This window comes from Hydrogenophaga sp. 70-12, assembly GCF_001897365.1.
In the GTDB taxonomy this organism is placed as follows: domain Bacteria; phylum Pseudomonadota; class Gammaproteobacteria; order Burkholderiales; family Burkholderiaceae_C; genus Hydrogenophaga; species Hydrogenophaga borbori.
Map to the genome: position 1 here is coordinate 1 of NZ_MKSS01000205.1, position 14,160 is coordinate 14,160.

15 protein-coding genes and 1 pseudogene are annotated in these 14,160 nt (G+C 68.7%); 6 read left to right on the top strand and 10 right to left on the bottom strand.

Going from position 1 to position 14,160, the window contains the following annotated elements; genetic code table 11:
• A pseudogene (locus BGO22_RS12325) lies at nt 1-368 on the top strand (serine protease); the annotation flags it as partial.
• Between the two features lie 72 nt (nt 369-440).
• Nucleotides 441-875, top strand: coding sequence for a hypothetical protein (locus BGO22_RS12330; RefSeq protein WP_070400863.1), 435 nt, complete (start codon nt 441-443; stop codon nt 873-875).
• Nucleotides 876-885: 10 nt separating this feature from the next.
• On the opposite strand, the gene BGO22_RS12335 is transcribed toward BGO22_RS12330, so the two are convergent.
• On the bottom strand, nt 886-1,545 hold the full coding sequence (locus BGO22_RS12335; protein ID WP_070400862.1) for a peroxiredoxin: 660 nt from the start codon (nt 1,543-1,545) through the stop codon (nt 886-888).
• Between the two features lie 78 nt (nt 1,546-1,623).
• Here BGO22_RS12335 and BGO22_RS12340 point away from each other — a divergent pair, with 78 nt between their 5' ends.
• Entirely contained in the window at nt 1,624-2,031 is a 408-nt protein-coding gene (locus BGO22_RS12340) for a carboxymuconolactone decarboxylase family protein (RefSeq protein WP_116959968.1), read from the top strand.
• 14 nt (nt 2,032-2,045) lie between these two features.
• Here the strand turns inward: BGO22_RS12340 and BGO22_RS12345 are convergent, their stop codons facing one another.
• Nucleotides 2,046-4,166, bottom strand: coding sequence for a TonB C-terminal domain-containing protein (locus BGO22_RS12345; protein ID WP_286851052.1), 2,121 nt, complete (start codon nt 4,164-4,166; stop codon nt 2,046-2,048).
• A gap of 185 nt (nt 4,167-4,351) precedes the next feature.
• On the opposite strand from BGO22_RS12345, the gene BGO22_RS12350 reads away from it, so the two are divergent.
• The gene (locus tag BGO22_RS12350; RefSeq protein WP_286851053.1) at nt 4,352-4,564 is read left to right on the top strand and encodes a DUF4287 domain-containing protein; all 213 of its coding nucleotides are present in this window, start codon (nt 4,352-4,354) and stop codon (nt 4,562-4,564) included.
• Between the two features lie 37 nt (nt 4,565-4,601).
• Here the strand turns inward: BGO22_RS12350 and dsdA are convergent, their stop codons facing one another.
• From dsdA to BGO22_RS12375, 5 genes are all read right to left on the bottom strand, one after another.
• Nucleotides 4,602-5,945, bottom strand: coding sequence for a D-serine ammonia-lyase (dsdA, locus tag BGO22_RS12355; protein WP_286851055.1), 1,344 nt, complete (start codon nt 5,943-5,945; stop codon nt 4,602-4,604).
• The gene (locus BGO22_RS12360) at nt 5,945-6,706 is read right to left on the bottom strand and encodes a class II aldolase/adducin family protein (RefSeq protein WP_286851057.1); all 762 of its coding nucleotides are present in this window, start codon (nt 6,704-6,706) and stop codon (nt 5,945-5,947) included. Before BGO22_RS12360 ends, dsdA begins: the two co-directional genes overlap by 1 nt.
• 90 nt (nt 6,707-6,796) lie before the next feature.
• Complete coding sequence (locus tag BGO22_RS12365; protein WP_286851058.1) at nt 6,797-8,074, bottom strand: TRAP transporter large permease; 1,278 nt, start codon at nt 8,072-8,074, stop codon at nt 6,797-6,799.
• Nucleotides 8,067-8,528, bottom strand: coding sequence for a TRAP transporter small permease (locus tag BGO22_RS12370; RefSeq protein WP_286851060.1), 462 nt, complete (start codon nt 8,526-8,528; stop codon nt 8,067-8,069). Before BGO22_RS12370 ends, BGO22_RS12365 begins: the two co-directional genes overlap by 8 nt.
• A gap of 12 nt (nt 8,529-8,540) precedes the next feature.
• Entirely contained in the window at nt 8,541-9,560 is a 1,020-nt protein-coding gene (locus BGO22_RS12375; RefSeq protein ID WP_175442890.1) for a TRAP transporter substrate-binding protein, read from the bottom strand.
• 177 nt (nt 9,561-9,737) lie between these two features.
• Here BGO22_RS12375 and BGO22_RS12380 point away from each other — a divergent pair, with 177 nt between their 5' ends.
• Complete coding sequence (locus tag BGO22_RS12380; protein WP_070400853.1) at nt 9,738-10,430, top strand: GntR family transcriptional regulator; 693 nt, start codon at nt 9,738-9,740, stop codon at nt 10,428-10,430.
• Nucleotides 10,423-11,877: an N-acyl-D-amino-acid deacylase family protein gene (locus BGO22_RS12385; RefSeq protein WP_286851063.1), complete on the top strand. Its 1,455-nt coding sequence runs from the start codon at nt 10,423-10,425 to the stop codon at nt 11,875-11,877. Before BGO22_RS12380 ends, BGO22_RS12385 begins: the two co-directional genes overlap by 8 nt.
• Before the next feature lie 40 nt (nt 11,878-11,917).
• Here BGO22_RS12385 and BGO22_RS12390 read toward each other — a convergent pair whose 3' ends face one another.
• The 3 genes from BGO22_RS12390 to BGO22_RS12400 form a co-directional block, all read right to left on the bottom strand.
• Nucleotides 11,918-12,745, bottom strand: a complete 828-nt coding sequence (locus BGO22_RS12390) for an ABC transporter permease (protein ID WP_286851065.1) — start codon at nt 12,743-12,745, stop codon at nt 11,918-11,920.
• Nucleotides 12,746-12,773: 28 nt separating this feature from the next.
• Nucleotides 12,774-13,661, bottom strand: coding sequence for an ABC transporter ATP-binding protein (locus BGO22_RS12395; protein WP_286851067.1), 888 nt, complete (start codon nt 13,659-13,661; stop codon nt 12,774-12,776).
• A gap of 1 nt (nt 13,662) precedes the next feature.
• On the bottom strand, nt 13,663-14,160 hold a 498-nt coding region (locus BGO22_RS12400; protein ID WP_286851069.1), incomplete at its 5' end, for an ABC transporter substrate-binding protein.

Consider the following 14,160-nt stretch of genomic DNA (forward strand, 5'->3'; position numbering starts at 1 on the left):
CCGTGGACGCCACGCTGTTCATCGCGGGTTTTCCGCTGGGCTTTCACGACGAGGTGCACCAGCTCCCGGTGCTGCGCCGCGCCGCCATCGCCTCGCCCTTCGGCATCCGCTTCCAGGGGCAGGGCACCTTTCTCACCGACGGGCGCGCGCACCGTGGCATCAGTGGCGCACCGGTGGTCATGCGCGACCCCGTGCCCGCGACCGGTGTGCTGCCCTGGCGGCTGCTGGGCGTGCACTCCTCGCGCCTGGACATGGGCAACCGCGACCAGGCGCTCGACGAATCCCTGGGCCTGAACTGCGCCTGGTACGCGGACATCCTGCTCACGCTGACGGAGCCGCCCGCGGCGGGACAGAGCGGTCCCGCGTAGAGAACGACAGGGGGTATGCCCCCGTCGCGCTGTGCACACTGGCGGGCCGTTCACCACCCGCCGCTGCCGCCCATGCGCCTCCATCGACTCATCCTGATCGCCGCCCTCACCGTCTTGGGCGCCTGCTCATCCCCCTCGACGCGCCCATCCGCCCCGTCCACCGCGCCCGCCGCCGACGGCACTCAGAGCGCCACCTCGCGGGACGGCTCCTTCCAGGGCGAGGTCACCGGCAAGGCCCGGCCCGGCAGCCGCTTCGCCCGGCTCCAGATCGGCATGGGCATGGACGAGGTGCAGACCCTGATGGACCGTGCGCCCGACCGTTCGCATTCCTACGAATCGGGCAAGCGCTGGATTCCGTTCTATTTCGGCAACGACGCGCGCCGCCTGCAAGCGCTCTACAAAGGCGAGGGCTGCCTGATCTTCACCGGCGGCAACGTCTGGGGCAGCGCCGGTGGCGACCTCATCGCCATCCACCACGACGCCACGGGCGCCTGCTACCAGCCCTGAGGCGCCCCGCTCAGCGCGGCTGCTTGACGATGCGCAGGTAGGGCTTGAGCGCCTTCCAGCCATCGGGGAACAGGGTCTTGGCGTCCGCATCGCTCACCGAGCCCGCGATGATCACGTCCTGCCCCTGCGTCCAGTTCGCGGGGGTCGCCACCTTGTGCCTCGCGGTGAGCTGAATCGAATCGAGCGCGCGCAGGATCTCGTCGAAGTTGCGGCCCGTGGTCATGGGGTAGGTCATCATGAGCTTGATTTTCTTGTCGGGCCCGATGATGAAGACCGAGCGCACGGTGGCGTTGGTGGCGGCGGTGCGGCCTTCGGCGCTGCCGGGTTCTTCGGCCGGCAGCATGTTGTAGAGCTTGGCCACCTTCAGGTCGACGTCGCCGATCATGGGGTACTTGACCGTGGCGCCCTGCGTTTCCTCGATGTCGGTGACCCACTTGCCGTGGCTGTCCACCGGGTCCACCGACAGACCGATGAGCTTGGTGTTGCGCTTCGTGAACTCGGGTTCGATGCGGGCCATGTAGCCCAGCTCGGTGGTGCAGACGGGGGTGAAGTCCTTGGGGTGCGAGAAGAGGATGGCCCACTGGTCGCCGATCCAGCTGTGAAAGTCGATGACGCCTTGCGTGGTCTGGGCGCTGAAGTTCGGTGCGGTGTCGTTGATGCGTAGGGACATGCCGGGCTCCTGGGCGGGTGAAAAGCCGCTAGTGTGCGCAGTCCGAAAGACCGTGTCCATGAAGGAGTTACCTGCATCATGACCACCGTTCGCCCCTTGGCCGAGCCCGAAGCCGATCCGCGCGTGAAGGCCGTCTTCGACGACATCCGCGCCACGCGCAAGACCGACTTCGTCAACAACCTGTGGCGCGCCCTGGCCTTCGACCCCGCGCTGCTGGAGGGCACCTGGGCCGAGGTGAAGCGGCTGATGGCCACGCCCTCGCAGCTGGACCCGCTGACCAAGGAACTGGTCTACATCGCGGTCTCCGTCGCCAATGGCTGCGGCTACTGCGTGCACTCGCACACGGCGGCGGCGCGCGCCAAGGGCATGACGGACGCCCAGCACGCGGAGCTGATGGCCATCGTTGGCCTGGCCGCCAAGACCAACCACCTGGCCACGGCCCTGCAGGTCGAGGTCGACCCGGTGTTCGACGCTGGCCGCGCCTGAGGCGGCGGCGCGCCTCAGTACAGGCGCACGGCGACGTCGAAGTGCCAGCTGCGGCGGATCTCGATCACGTCGTACTGGCGGGCCATGGCCGGCGGGAAGGCGGTGTGCGCCATGCCGTGCACCAGGCGCGGAATGGCCTCGTCGATGGTGGCCACGCCGCTGGTGCGCACCAGCGTGACCGATTCGATCGTGCCGTCGCTGCGGATGGCGACGGTCACCACCGGGTCGGTGTAGCGCTGCCGGGCCGCCTCGCGCACCAGTTCCACCGGCATGTTCATCTCGATGCGCTTGGCCCAGGCCTCGGCGTAGAGGACCAGGTCGCGGTTGGGGTCGTAGCGCCCGAAGAGTCGGACGCGGCGCAGGCCGCTGGCGGACGGGTTGCGCTGTGCCTCGGCCTCGGCGGCCGCGCGGCGGTCGGCCTCTTCGTTGAGCTGGCGACCGATGGCGCGGCGTCTCTCCTCGCGGGCCTCGTCCTCGGCCTGCCGTTCGGCCTGCAGGCGCGCGGCCTCGGTCCTGGCGGCGGCCTCGCGCTCGCCTTGCAGTCGGGCGACTTCTGCCTGGGCGGTGGCTTGTGCCTCCGCTGCGGCCGCCGCCGCGGCGCGAGCAGCCGCCTGGCCTTCGGCCTCTAGCCTTGCCGCCTCTGCCTGAGCCTGAGCTTGAGCTTGAGCTTGAGCTTGAGCTTGAGCTTGAGCTTGAGCTGCGGCCTGTTGCGCGGCCGCCAGTTCGTTGGCCCGGCGCTCGGCCGCGCGTTGAGCGGCTTCGGCCTCGGCTGCTCGCTGCGCTTCCTGCCTCGCAGCCGCGTCGCGCTGAGCGGCCTGTCGTGCGGCCTCGGCCGCCTGCTGTTCCGCCGCGAGGCGTTCGGCCTCGGCCCGCTCGGCCGCCTGCCGAGCGGCTTCGCGCTGTGCGGCGGCTTGTTGCTCCGCTTCCAGCCGTTGCGCCGCTTGCTCGGCCTGGCGCTGTGCTTCCAAGCGCTCGCGGGCCAGCTGTTCGGTGGCCAGCCGTTCGGCTTCTGCCCGTGCAGCCTCCGCCCGCGCGGCTTGCTGGCGGGCGCTCTCTTGGCGGGCCGCTTCCTGGCGAGCGATTTCCTGCCTAGCCGTCTCCTCCCGAGCGGTGGCCTCGCGTTCGGCCTGCTGCGCCTGTTCGGCCGCCCGCTGCGCGGCCTCCCGGCGGAGCGCTTCCTGTCGCTCGACTTCCTGTTGCTGCTGCTGTTGCTGAGCGTCCCGCGCGGTGGCCTGCCGCGCCGCTTCCACGCGCTCGGCCTCGGCGCGGGCGCTCGCCTGCCGCAGGGCGGCCTGACGTTCGACTTCCAGGCGCTCCATCTCGGCGCGCTGCGCCGCCACCTGTTCGGCCGCTTCGCGGGCCGCGGTGGCTTCGCGTGCCGCCAGCTCGCTCTCGGCCTGCTGGCGCGCGGCGGCTTGCCGGGCCGCCTCCTGTGGGTCGGCCGCGACCCGCGCCGCGTCCTGTCGGGCGGCCGCCTCGCGTTCGGCGGTTTGCCGGGCGGTGTCGGCCTGTTCGGCCGCCGCCCTGGCCGCCACTTCCCTGGCCGCCGCCTCGCGCGCTGCGGCCTGCTGGGCCGCCAGTTCGCGTGCCCTGGCCTGCCGGGCCGCCTCGCGTTGGGCCGCCGCCGCCTGGGCCGCGGCCCGGCGCTCGGCCGCTCGCCGCTCGGCCAACTGGCGCGCCGCTTCCGCGCGCTGGGCTTCCCGGCGCGCGGCCTCCTGCCGCAAGGCTTCCTGTCGCTGGGCCTCCTGCCGTCGGGCCTGCAGCGCGGCGTGGTCGAGCACCGTCAAGGCCCCGGCGCTCGGGGGCGCCGGCGGGGTGGGGCGAGGCGCAGACACGCTGGCGGGCGGCGCCGCTTCGGCGGCGGGCGCTGGTGGCGGTGACAGGCGCGCTCGCAGTTCCGGCACCTCGGTACGCCGCTCCTTCCACGGCAGCTCCAGCCCCGGCAGGTCCAGGCCGTCGCCGAAGGTCAGGCTCAGGACCAGCGCGTGCACCAGCAGCGAGACCGACCAGGCGAAGGTTTGCCGGCGCGGCTCGGACACCAGCCAGCCGCGCGGCCGCCAGCGGTAGGCCAGCACCGCCGCCAGCGGTGGCAGTGGCCGTCGCACGGGCGCCTCGTTGTCCTTCGCGGTCTGCATGGGGCGCATTGTCTCGTCCAAACCGGCGCGCTCGCGGGGCGATGGTCGCGACAGGCCGTGCAACGCTCGTTTTTTTCAGGACCGCTGTCGATTCCAGGGTCCCATGGCCGTCGTCATGTTCGGTGGTGGCCGGGCGCGCGGGTCGCCACGGCGTTTTGTCCACGCCCGCGCGAAGGAAGACCTCCATGGCCTCGAACGACAAACCCCAGGGCCCCGCGTCCTACTTTCCTTCCATCGAGAAAAAGTACGGTCAGCCGATTGAGCATTGGATGGGCGTGCTGCGCCAGGCCGGCCCGCTCAAGCACATGGCGCTGGTGGCGCTGTTGGAGGCCGACCACGGACTGGGCCATGGACACGCCAATGCGCTGGTGGCGTGGTTTCTGGCCAAGCGCGGGTAAGCGAGCGCTTACGGCCGCCCGCCAGCCCGCCCCGGGTTCATCCGCTGCCAAGCAGTGCGGCGCCCTTCGCCTGGTATCGCGCATGCTCTTCTGCCGGCACGAGTGAGCCCCCCGTTGCCCAGATGACGTGGGTGGCATTCGGGTCATCGGATCGCAGGCCGTGGGCGTCCAGATAGGCGCGACCAGCCTCGGACTGCGCGAGGAACAAGGGGCCGCGCGCTGCCGCGATGGCCGACGGTTCAAGCAGCACACCTTCCGTGCGCTGGAGGCGGCACACGTCGCGCAGCAGGTCGTCGTCGCGCACCGTGAACACACCGCCGAGCCGGCGCTTCATCATCGGCGCCACCAGGTGCGAGGCCTGCGCCACGGCCAGGCCATCGGCATCGGTCCTGTTGTCCAGACCGATGTCGTAGACCGAGAGCGGGCCCTGGCCACTGGCGCTCAGTTGCACCAGCATGCAGGGCGCGGCCACCGGCTCCGCGAAGAAGGTGTGTACCGCGTCGCCGAACAAGGCTTTGAGACCGTAGGTGATGCCGCCAGGTGAACCGCCCACGCCGCAGGGCAGGTGCACGAACAGCGGTCGCTCGCGACGGGGCGTGCGGCCGATCGCGTCGAGCTGTCGCGCGAGTTCCTGTGCGGCGACCGCATATCCCAGGAAGAGGTCGGCCGAGCGCTCGTCGTCCACGAAGTGCACGCTCGGGTCCGTGGCGGCGCGCTGACGGCCGCCCTCCAGTGCATCGGCGAAGTCGCCCGCGTGTTCGACGACGCGGATGCCCCGGTCGCGCAGGCGCCGCTTCTTCCATTCCTTGGCGTCGGCGGACATGTGCACTTCGGCCTGAAAGCCCAGGCCGGCGGCGATGAGTCCGATGCCCAGGCCCAGGTTGCCCGTGCTGCCCACCGAGATGGTGTGCCGCGAGAAGAAGGCGCGCGCCGCGGGCTGTTGCAGCACGATCGGGTCTTGCCCCGGCTGCAGCAGGCCGTGTGCGGTTGCCAGGCGTTCAGCGTGCGCCAGCACCTCGTGAAAGCCCCCTCGCGCCTTGACCGAGCCCGCCACCGGCAGTGCGTGATCGCCTTTGAGGAACCAGGTGCCTTGCCCCCCGAGCAGAGCGGAAAAGCGCGGCAGCGGCAGCAACTCGGACTCCACGCGGCCCTCGAGCGGCTCCAGCGCCGGGAACAGCGCGCGCATGAGGCCGCGAAAGCGTTTGAAGCGTGAGGCCGCGGATGCCATGTCGAAGCCGGCGTCCAGCGCGTCGACACCGGCGGCCATGGACTCGGCATGGGGGTTCACCCACAGCAGCGGCTCGCGCTCACGCAGCCGGGTCAGAAGGGTTGGATCGATGCGGGCGGCGGCATCGGAGAGGTGTTCAGCGGAGGCGGCCATCAGCGGGCGAAGTCGGGTGCGTCGCGGTGGAGTTTGCGCACGAAGGCGGCCCACATGAAGCGTTTTTGTTCGTGGCGGTCTTCGAACAGCGCTCGGCCTTCCTCGGCCACCTCGTCGCGCATGGGAATGTGAGGGCGTGCGCCGGCCAATACCTGCACCTGAATGCGGCAGGCCTTCTCGAGGTAGTACATGTAGAAGAAGGCGTCGGCCACGGTGGGGCCGCAGGTCATCATGCCGTGCGACTCCATGATCAGCGCGGGATGGTCGGCGATGCAGGCCACCAGCCGGTCCTTCTCGTGCTCGGGAAAGTGGATGGTGTCGTACGAGTAGCGGCCGATGCGCTTGTAGAAGTGCAGCGACATCTGGTTGAGCGGCAGCAGGCCCTCGGGCATGGAGGCCACCGTCATGCCGGCCAGGGAGTGCGTGTGGATCACGCAGTGCGCATTGGGGCTGCGCGTGTGCACGGCACTGTGGATGTCGAAGCCCGCGGGGTTCACCGGCCAGGGAGAGTCGCAGATCTTGTGGCCATTGACGTCGATCTTGACGAGCGACGTGGCGGTGACCTCCTCGAACATCATGCCGTAGGGGTTGATGAGGAAGGTGGGCACTTCGGTGTCGGGGATGCGCACCGAGATGTGCGTGAAGATGGCATCGTCCATGTTGAGCGTGGCGATGAGGCGGTAGGCCGCCGCCAGATCGACGCGCGTTTGCCATTCGCCGGCGGAGTAGCGCGCCGGGTCCGGGTTCGGGATGTCGGGCATGCGCTCCGCCATGGCATTGCTTTTTTCCTCGACATGGACGGGTTTGGTGGATGGGTGGGAACGGGTGGGAAGCACGGTGTCTCCAGGGGACTACTTGAGCAGGCCGGGGATGGCCAGGGACAGGGCCGGCACGTAGGTGATGACACCGAGTGCGAGCAAAGAGGCGGCGATGAAGGGCAGGATTTCTTTCACCGAACTCTCGAAGGACACACCGGCGACGCGGCTGGTGACGAACAGCGACAGGCCCACGGGCGGCGTGATGGAGCCGATCATGAGGTTGACGTTGACGATCACGCCGAAGTGCACCGGGTCGATGCCGTACTGCTGCACGACCGGCATCAGGATGGGCACGAAGATCACCATCGCGGCGAAGTTGTCGAGGACCATGCCCACGAGCAGGAGCAGCACGTTGATGATGATCAGCAACATCAGCGGATCGGAGGTCAAGCTCAGCATCGCCGAGGCCACGCCCGCGGGGATCTGCTCGGCCACGATGACCCAGGCCAACAGGCTGGCCGATCCGATCATCAGCAGGATCTCGCCCATGCCTTTGGCCACGTCCCAGGAAAGGTGCAACAGCTGGTCGACGCGGATGCGGCGCATGAGCACGGCCAGGGCCAGCGCGTAGGCCAGGGCCACCGCGGCGCCTTCGATGGGCGTGAAGACGCCGCCGCGGATGCCGCCCACGATGATGATCGGCAGGATCAGCACCGGAATCGCCCGCCGGAGCGCGATGCCGGTCTTCAGGGCCGGCGCGGCGTCGCGAGCGGGGATGCGCCCGCGTCGCGACAGCATGTTGACCGTGAACATCTGGAAGACGACGATCACCACGCCCGGCAAGATGCCCGCCATGAAGAGGTCGATCACCGACACGTCGGCCAGCACCGAGAACAGGATGAAGGTGATGCTGGGCGGAATGATGGGCGCCACGATGGAGCCGGCCGCGGTGAGCGCCGCCACGAAGGATGCGCGGTAGCCTTGCTCGACCATCTTGGGCTTCATCAGCGCCGTCAGGGCGGAGGCGTCCGCCAGGGCCGAACCCGAGATGCCCGCCATCATCATGTTGGTGCCCAGGTTGGCCATGGCCAGACCCGCGCGCAGGCGGCGCAACAGCACGTGCGCCAGATCGAGCAGGCGCGCCGTCAGGCCGGAGGTGTTCATGACCTCACCGGCCAGCATGAACATGGGCACGGCCAACAACAGGAACGAGTCCATGTTGTTGAACATGCGCTGCACGATCAGGTTGGTGGGGAATCCCTGCACCCAGATGTAGCTCGCCGAGGCGAGCCCGATGGTGGCCCAGATGGGGGCGCCCACCAGCAGCAGCACGCCGCCGACCAGCAGCAGGAGCGCCATGGCTTCATTCATCGCGACCTCGCCAGATGTGCAGGAGACGCAGCAGGGCACCGCCGATGACGATGAGCCCGGCGATTGGAAACACCGCATACACCCAGTTCAGCGGGATTTCGGCCGCGGACGATCTGGGCGAAAACTCTGCGAGGAAAGACACCCGCGCCCCGTTGGTCACGAGGAGCAGCGCGAAGCCGATGGCCGCCAGCGAGGCCAGCGTGCGGCTGGCCTTGCGCAGCCAGGGGCGTCGGCTGTCCTTGATGGCGGAGAAGGCGATGTAGCGGTCTTGCGCCGCCAGCGTCGCCGCACCCAGCAGGCCTGCCCAGATCATCAGGAAGGTGGAAACCTCTTCACCCCATGCGAGCGAACTGCCCAGCACGTAGCGGAAGAACACCTGAGCGATCAGAAGGCCGGCCACCACCAGGGTGGCGATGCCGACGGTGCCGCGATAGAGACTGGCCAGACGAGCCATGGCTCAGTGCCTTCAGCGAGCGGCGTTGACGGCGGACTGCCAGGCCTGCAGTGCGGGGGCGCCCACGCGGCGTTCCACGTCCTTGATCACAGGCGGCTGCGAGGCCTTGGCCAGTTCGGCCATATTGGCGGCCGGCATGTCCATGACTTTCACGCCGAAGCCCGGCAGATCCTTGGTTTCTGCCTTGGTGACGTCTTCGTCGACGTACTGGCGCTCCTGCGGCGTGAGCGAACTCAGCGAGTGGAATACCAGGGTTCGCAGATCGGCGGGCAGCTTGTCGAAAAATGCCTTGGAGCCCAGCACCAGGATCGGGTCGTAGATGTGCTTGGTGAGCGTGAGGAACTTGAGCTGCTCGTGCACCGGGGTCTGCGAGAAGATGTAGCTGGGGTTCTCGACGCCGTCGATGATTCCTTGCTGCAGCGAGGTGTAGACCTGGGCCCAGCCGATGGGCGTGGGGTTGGCGCCCACGGCCTTCCAGGCCGTGATATGCAGCGGCGCTTCCATGGTGCGCAGCTTCAGGCCCTGCATGTCGGCGGCCTTCATGGCCGGGGCCTTCACCGTGGCCAGGTTGCGAAAGCCCTGTTCCCAGGCCGCGAGGCCCACCAGGCCCACCTTGCCAAGGTTGGCGAACAGCATCTTCTCTCCGCCGTTGTCCAGGAACTTGCGCGCGTGCGCCGCGCTGTCGAACTGGAACGGGATGTCGAGCAGGGCAAAAGTCGGGTCGAAGGCGGCCGCAATGCCGTTGGGCGTCAGGGTGATTTCGATCGACCCGGCCTGCAGACCTTCGACGCCTTCGCGCTGGCCGGCGAGCTGACTGGAATGAAAGATGCGTACCTCGATCTGCCCTTTCGAGTCGGCCTCCACCTTCTCCTTGAACTTGAGCATGGCCTTGTGTCCCGGGTGGTTCACGGTGACCGCGTGCGAGACCTTGATCACGTGCTTCGCCGCCCAGACGGGGCCGGCCAGGCCCAGTGCGCAGGCGACGGCCGCCACTTTCAAGGCATCGCGCCTCAGACCGGGAAAAGTTCTCATGGGTACCTCTGTGGTGGTGTGGGGAGGGGTGGAATGCGGCGCCATCGTATGTGTCACAAATGTTAACTGTCAACTGTTGCATGTTAACTGTCGACAAAAGGTCGTTCCCTTGGGCATAATCCGCCCGCGCGGTGGCCATGAAAAGGCCGCGCCAAAGGAGAAACCGTGAGCTTTGAAATGGACGCAAGCCCCCTGTCCGACCTGGCCCCCGTGAGCCGCGACAGCCTGCAGCATCAAGCGAAGCAGGCCATCGTGCGGTCCATCCTCAACGGCCTGTTCATGCCGGGGGAGCGTGTGGTGGAGACCAAGGTGGCCGAGGGACTGAACCTGAGCCGCAGCACGGTGCGCGCGGCCCTGCAGACCTTGATCCAGGAAGGACTCCTGGAACAGGAGAGCTTTCGCGGCACCATCGTGATGCCGGTGACGGTGCGCGGGGCCGAGGAACTGGAAACCATCCGTGAGTCACTCGAGCAGCTCGCCGTGCGGCAGGCGATCGTGCACGCCTCCGATGCCGAAGTCGCCGAGTTGCGAGCGCGGTACGAGCGCGCCCTGGCCGCCGCCGCCAACCAGGACGTCGGCCTGGCGTACCACCTGGACCTCGCCATGCACCAGCAGATCGTGGCCATGGCGCACCACAGCCTGCTGTCGCGGCACTTCGCGCTGATCGAACACAAGATGCTGCTGTACATGGCGCACGCCGGCGGGCCGCATCTGTCGGCCGAGGGCTTTCGCCGCCAGCACGAGGACGTGATGGAGGGCATCGCCAGCCGCGATGAGGCCCGTGCGCTCAGGGGGCTGGACCGGCATTTCGTCGAGGCCACCAGCTTCCTGGTGGGCATGTTCACCAACAAGGAGACGACACATGGTTGAGGCCTCGACGGTGCCCGATCTGGTGATTCGCCAGGCGACGGTGATCGATGGCACCGGCGCCCCCGCACGCGTCGCCGACGTCGCCGTGTGCGGCGACCGCATCGTGCAGGTGGCGGACCGTATCGAGGCACGCGCAGCGGTGGAGATCGACGCCAAGGGCCAGGTGCTCGCCCCGGGTTTCATCGACGTGCACACGCACGACGATCGCGTGGTGATCGACGACCCGATCCACCTATGCAAGATCAGCCAAGGCGTGACCACGGTGGTCACCGGCAATTGCGGGGTGAGCCTGGCCCCCTTGTCGCTGGAGCAGCGGCCGCCGCCGCCGCTGGACCTGCTCAGCGGCGATCCGCGCGCCTTCTTCGCGCGTTTTGCCGACTACCTGGCCTACCTGTCGGCCGAACCCGCGGCGGTGAACGTCGCGGCCCAGGTGGGGCACTCGACCTTGCGTGTGGCCACCATGAGCGATCTGCGCCGCCCGGCCACGCCGGACGAAATCTCCGCCATGCGCCGCCTGCTCGACGCCAGCCTGGATGCGGGCGCGATCGGCCTGTCGACCGGCCTGTTCTACCGGACGGCCGATGCATCCAGCACGGAAGAGGTGATCGCGATCACCGAAGCCATGCGGGGTCGGCCGCGCGCGCTCTACACCACCCACATGCGCAACGAAGCGGACCACATCGACGAGTCGCTGCGAGAGACCTTCCGCATCGGCCGCGAGACGGGCGTTCCGGTGGTCGTGTCGCACCACAAATGCTGCGGCACGCGCAACTTTGGCCGCGCGCCAGAAACGCTGGCGCTCATCGACGAGGCGAACGCCCGGCACCCCACGGGGCTGGACGTGTACCCCTACGACGCCGCGTCGAGCGTGCTCGACGTCGAGAAGTTTTCCGACGCGAGCCGCATCCGTATCAGCTGGTCACAGGCCGAGCCCACGGCGGCGGGACGTGACCTCGCCGAACTCGCGGCGGAGCGCGGCCTAAGCATGAAGGCCATGGCCGACCGTCTTCAACCCGCGGGGGGCATCTACTTCATGATGGACGAGGCCGACGTGCAGACCATCCTCAAGCACCCGCGCAGCATGATCGGCTCGGATGGCTTGCCGAGCGACACCCACCCGCATCCGCGCCTGTGGGGGACCTTCCCCCGCGTGCTGGGACACTACTCGCGCGACCTGAAACTGTTCCCGCTGGAGACCGCCGTGCACAAGATGACGGGCATGTCCGCCCGGCATTTCGGGCTGGTGGACCGTGGCGAGATCCGCGAAGGAGCGTTTGCCGACATGGTTCTGTTCAGCGCCGACGACATCATCGACACCGCCAGCTTCGATGCGCCGGCGACCCCGGCGCGTGGCATCCGGTCGGTGTTCGTCAACGGGCGCAAGGTGTACGCGGACGGTCAGGCCACCGGGGCGCGCCCAGGCCAGGTGCTGCGAAGACCCGACTGAGGCCGCGCCACCCACCGCGTTCCGGCCGCGGGCCGGACGCTTACAGCTTCTCCGTTTCCCCGGCCTTGGGCTGCCACTTCATCAACCGCTTCTCGATGCGCCCCACCATCGCGTCCAGCACCAGCGCGAAGGCGGTGAGCACCAGGATGCCCGCCATCACCGTGTTGATGTCGAACTGGCCCTCGGCCTGCAGGATGAGGTAGCCCACGCCCTGCGAGGAGCCCAGGTACTCGCCCACCACCGCGCCCACGAAGGCCAGGCCCACGCTGGTGTGCAGGGAACTGAACACCCAGCTCGTGGCACTGGGCAGGTAGACGTGGCGCAGCAGCTGCTTCTGGCTGGCGCCCAGCATGCGCGCGTTGGCCAGCACCACCGGGCTCACCTCCCTCACGCCCTGGTAGACGTTGAAGAAGACGATGAAGAACACCAGCGTGACGCCCAGCGCCACCTTGGAGCCCATGCCCAGGCCGAACCAGACCGCGAAGATGGGCGCCAGGATGATGCGCGGCATGGAATTGAGCGCCTTGATGTAGGGCTCCAGGATGGCCGAGGCCATGGGCGACAGCGCCAGCCACAGCCCGCCCGCCAGCCCCGTGACGGCGCCGATGCCGAAGGCCATCAGCGTCTCGGCCAGCGTGATCCACAGGTGCACGTAGATGTCGGCGTCGCCGACGAACCAGGCCCAGATGCGGGCGAATATCTTCAGCGGCTCGCCGAAGAAGAACGCGGCCTGGCGGTCGTTGTCGAACATGAAGGTCGGCACCAGGCCGGGCGTGGTCATCACGTGCCAGAACACGAAGATGAGCACCAGCAGCGCCAGCTGCCACAGGGTGAGGTTGCCCGGACGGGGCTTGATGAACTTCCACATGCGATGACGGGGCGGTGAAGGGCCGCGCTCAGGCGGCCTTGCGCAGTTGTTGCTGGTAGCCCTTGAGCACCTCGTCGCGCAGCACGGCCCAGATGGCGGCGTGCAGTTCGAGGAAGCGCGGCGTGGTCTTGACCTCGGCCACGTCGCGCGGGCGCGGCATGTCGATGGTGAAGTCGCCGATGGGGCGGCTGGCGGGGCCGGCCGACATCACCACCACGCGGTCGCTCATGGCGATGGCTTCGTCCAGGTCGTGGGTGATGAAAAGCACCGCCTTGCGGGCATGGCCCCCTGGCGCTTCGCGCTGCTCCCCCGAGGGGGCGCGCGCCGAGCTGGGTGCGGCCCGGCGCTCGTCGCCCGACCACAGCTGCAGGACCTCGTTCTCCATCAGCTGGCGCGTCTGGATGTCCAGGGCCGAAAAGGGCTCGTCCATGAGGATGATGTCGGGGTCGAGCACCAGGGTCTGCGCCAGGCTGGCGCGCTTGCGCATGCCGCCGCTCATCTGGTGCGGGTAGCGGTCGCCGAAGCCGCCCAGGCCGACGCGGCGCAGCCAGCCGTCGGCCTGTTCACGCGCTTGGGCGGCGCCCACGCCGCGGAACTGCAGGCCGGCCATCACGTTCTCGAGCGCGGTGCGCCAGGGCATCAGGCTTTCGGCCTGGAACATGTAGCCCGCGCGCGAATTGATGCCCTTGAGCGGCTCGCCGAAGATGCGCGCGCTGCCCTTGCTCGGCTCCAGCAGGCCGGCCGCGACGTTGAGCAGCGTGCTCTTGCCGCAGCCGGTGGGGCCCACCACGCTCACGAACTCGCCCGCGCCGACCCGCAGGTCCACCTGGTCGACGGCGGTGTAGCGCTGGCCTGGGGCGTCCTTGCTGATGAAGGTGCAGGCGACGCCCTGCAGTTCGATCGCTGGTGCCGACATCTCAGCCTTTCGGGTACTTGGCGTTGGCCTTCTGCGCGAAGCTGTTGGTGTAGACCGCGCTCAGGTCGAGCTTGGCCTTGGCGATGGCGGCGTCCACGCTGCCCAGGGCCCGGAAGGCGGTCTCGGGGCCCTTGGTGGGGAACAGGCCGTCGGGCGACAGCGCCTTCTGCGCGGCCAGGAAGCCGTCGATGTAGACCGCGCGGTCGCCGAGCAGGTAGCTCTCGGGCACCACCTTGATGATGTCGCCCGCGCCGGCCTTCTGGATCCACTTGTTGGCGCGCACGATGGCGTTGGCCATGGCCTGCACGGTGTTCGGGTTCTTGTCGATGAAGGGCTGCGGGCAGTACAGGCAGGCCGCGGGCATAGGGCCGCCGAACACCTTCTCGGCCTCGCTCACGATGCGCGTGTCCGAGACGATCTTCAGGTCGCCCGAGCGCTGCAGCAGGGTGATGACCGGGTCGAGGTTGCTGATGGCGTCGATCTGGCCCGCGCGCATGGC

Bases quoted from the DNA above. Each gene is read 5' to 3' on its own strand.
- BGO22_RS12330 (WP_070400863.1), top strand. From the start codon at position 441: ATGCGCCTCCATCGACTCATCCTGATCGCCGCCCTCACCGTCTTGGGC.
- BGO22_RS12335 (WP_070400862.1), bottom strand. From the start codon at position 1,545: ATGTCCCTACGCATCAACGACACCGCACCGAACTTCAGCGCCCAGACC.
- BGO22_RS12340 (WP_116959968.1), top strand. From the start codon at position 1,624: ATGACCACCGTTCGCCCCTTGGCCGAGCCCGAAGCCGATCCGCGCGTG.
- BGO22_RS12345 (WP_286851052.1), bottom strand. From the start codon at position 4,166: ATGCAGACCGCGAAGGACAACGAGGCGCCCGTGCGACGGCCACTGCCA.
- BGO22_RS12350 (WP_286851053.1), top strand. From the start codon at position 4,352: ATGGCCTCGAACGACAAACCCCAGGGCCCCGCGTCCTACTTTCCTTCC.
- dsdA (WP_286851055.1), bottom strand. From the start codon at position 5,945: ATGGCCGCCTCCGCTGAACACCTCTCCGATGCCGCCGCCCGCATCGAT.
- BGO22_RS12360 (WP_286851057.1), bottom strand. From the start codon at position 6,706: ATGCCCGACATCCCGAACCCGGACCCGGCGCGCTACTCCGCCGGCGAA.
- BGO22_RS12365 (WP_286851058.1), bottom strand. From the start codon at position 8,074: ATGAATGAAGCCATGGCGCTCCTGCTGCTGGTCGGCGGCGTGCTGCTG.
- BGO22_RS12370 (WP_286851060.1), bottom strand. From the start codon at position 8,528: ATGGCTCGTCTGGCCAGTCTCTATCGCGGCACCGTCGGCATCGCCACC.
- BGO22_RS12375 (WP_175442890.1), bottom strand. From the start codon at position 9,560: ATGAGAACTTTTCCCGGTCTGAGGCGCGATGCCTTGAAAGTGGCGGCC.
- BGO22_RS12380 (WP_070400853.1), top strand. From the start codon at position 9,738: ATGGACGCAAGCCCCCTGTCCGACCTGGCCCCCGTGAGCCGCGACAGC.
- BGO22_RS12385 (WP_286851063.1), top strand. From the start codon at position 10,423: ATGGTTGAGGCCTCGACGGTGCCCGATCTGGTGATTCGCCAGGCGACG.
- BGO22_RS12390 (WP_286851065.1), bottom strand. From the start codon at position 12,745: ATGTGGAAGTTCATCAAGCCCCGTCCGGGCAACCTCACCCTGTGGCAG.
- BGO22_RS12395 (WP_286851067.1), bottom strand. From the start codon at position 13,661: ATGTCGGCACCAGCGATCGAACTGCAGGGCGTCGCCTGCACCTTCATC.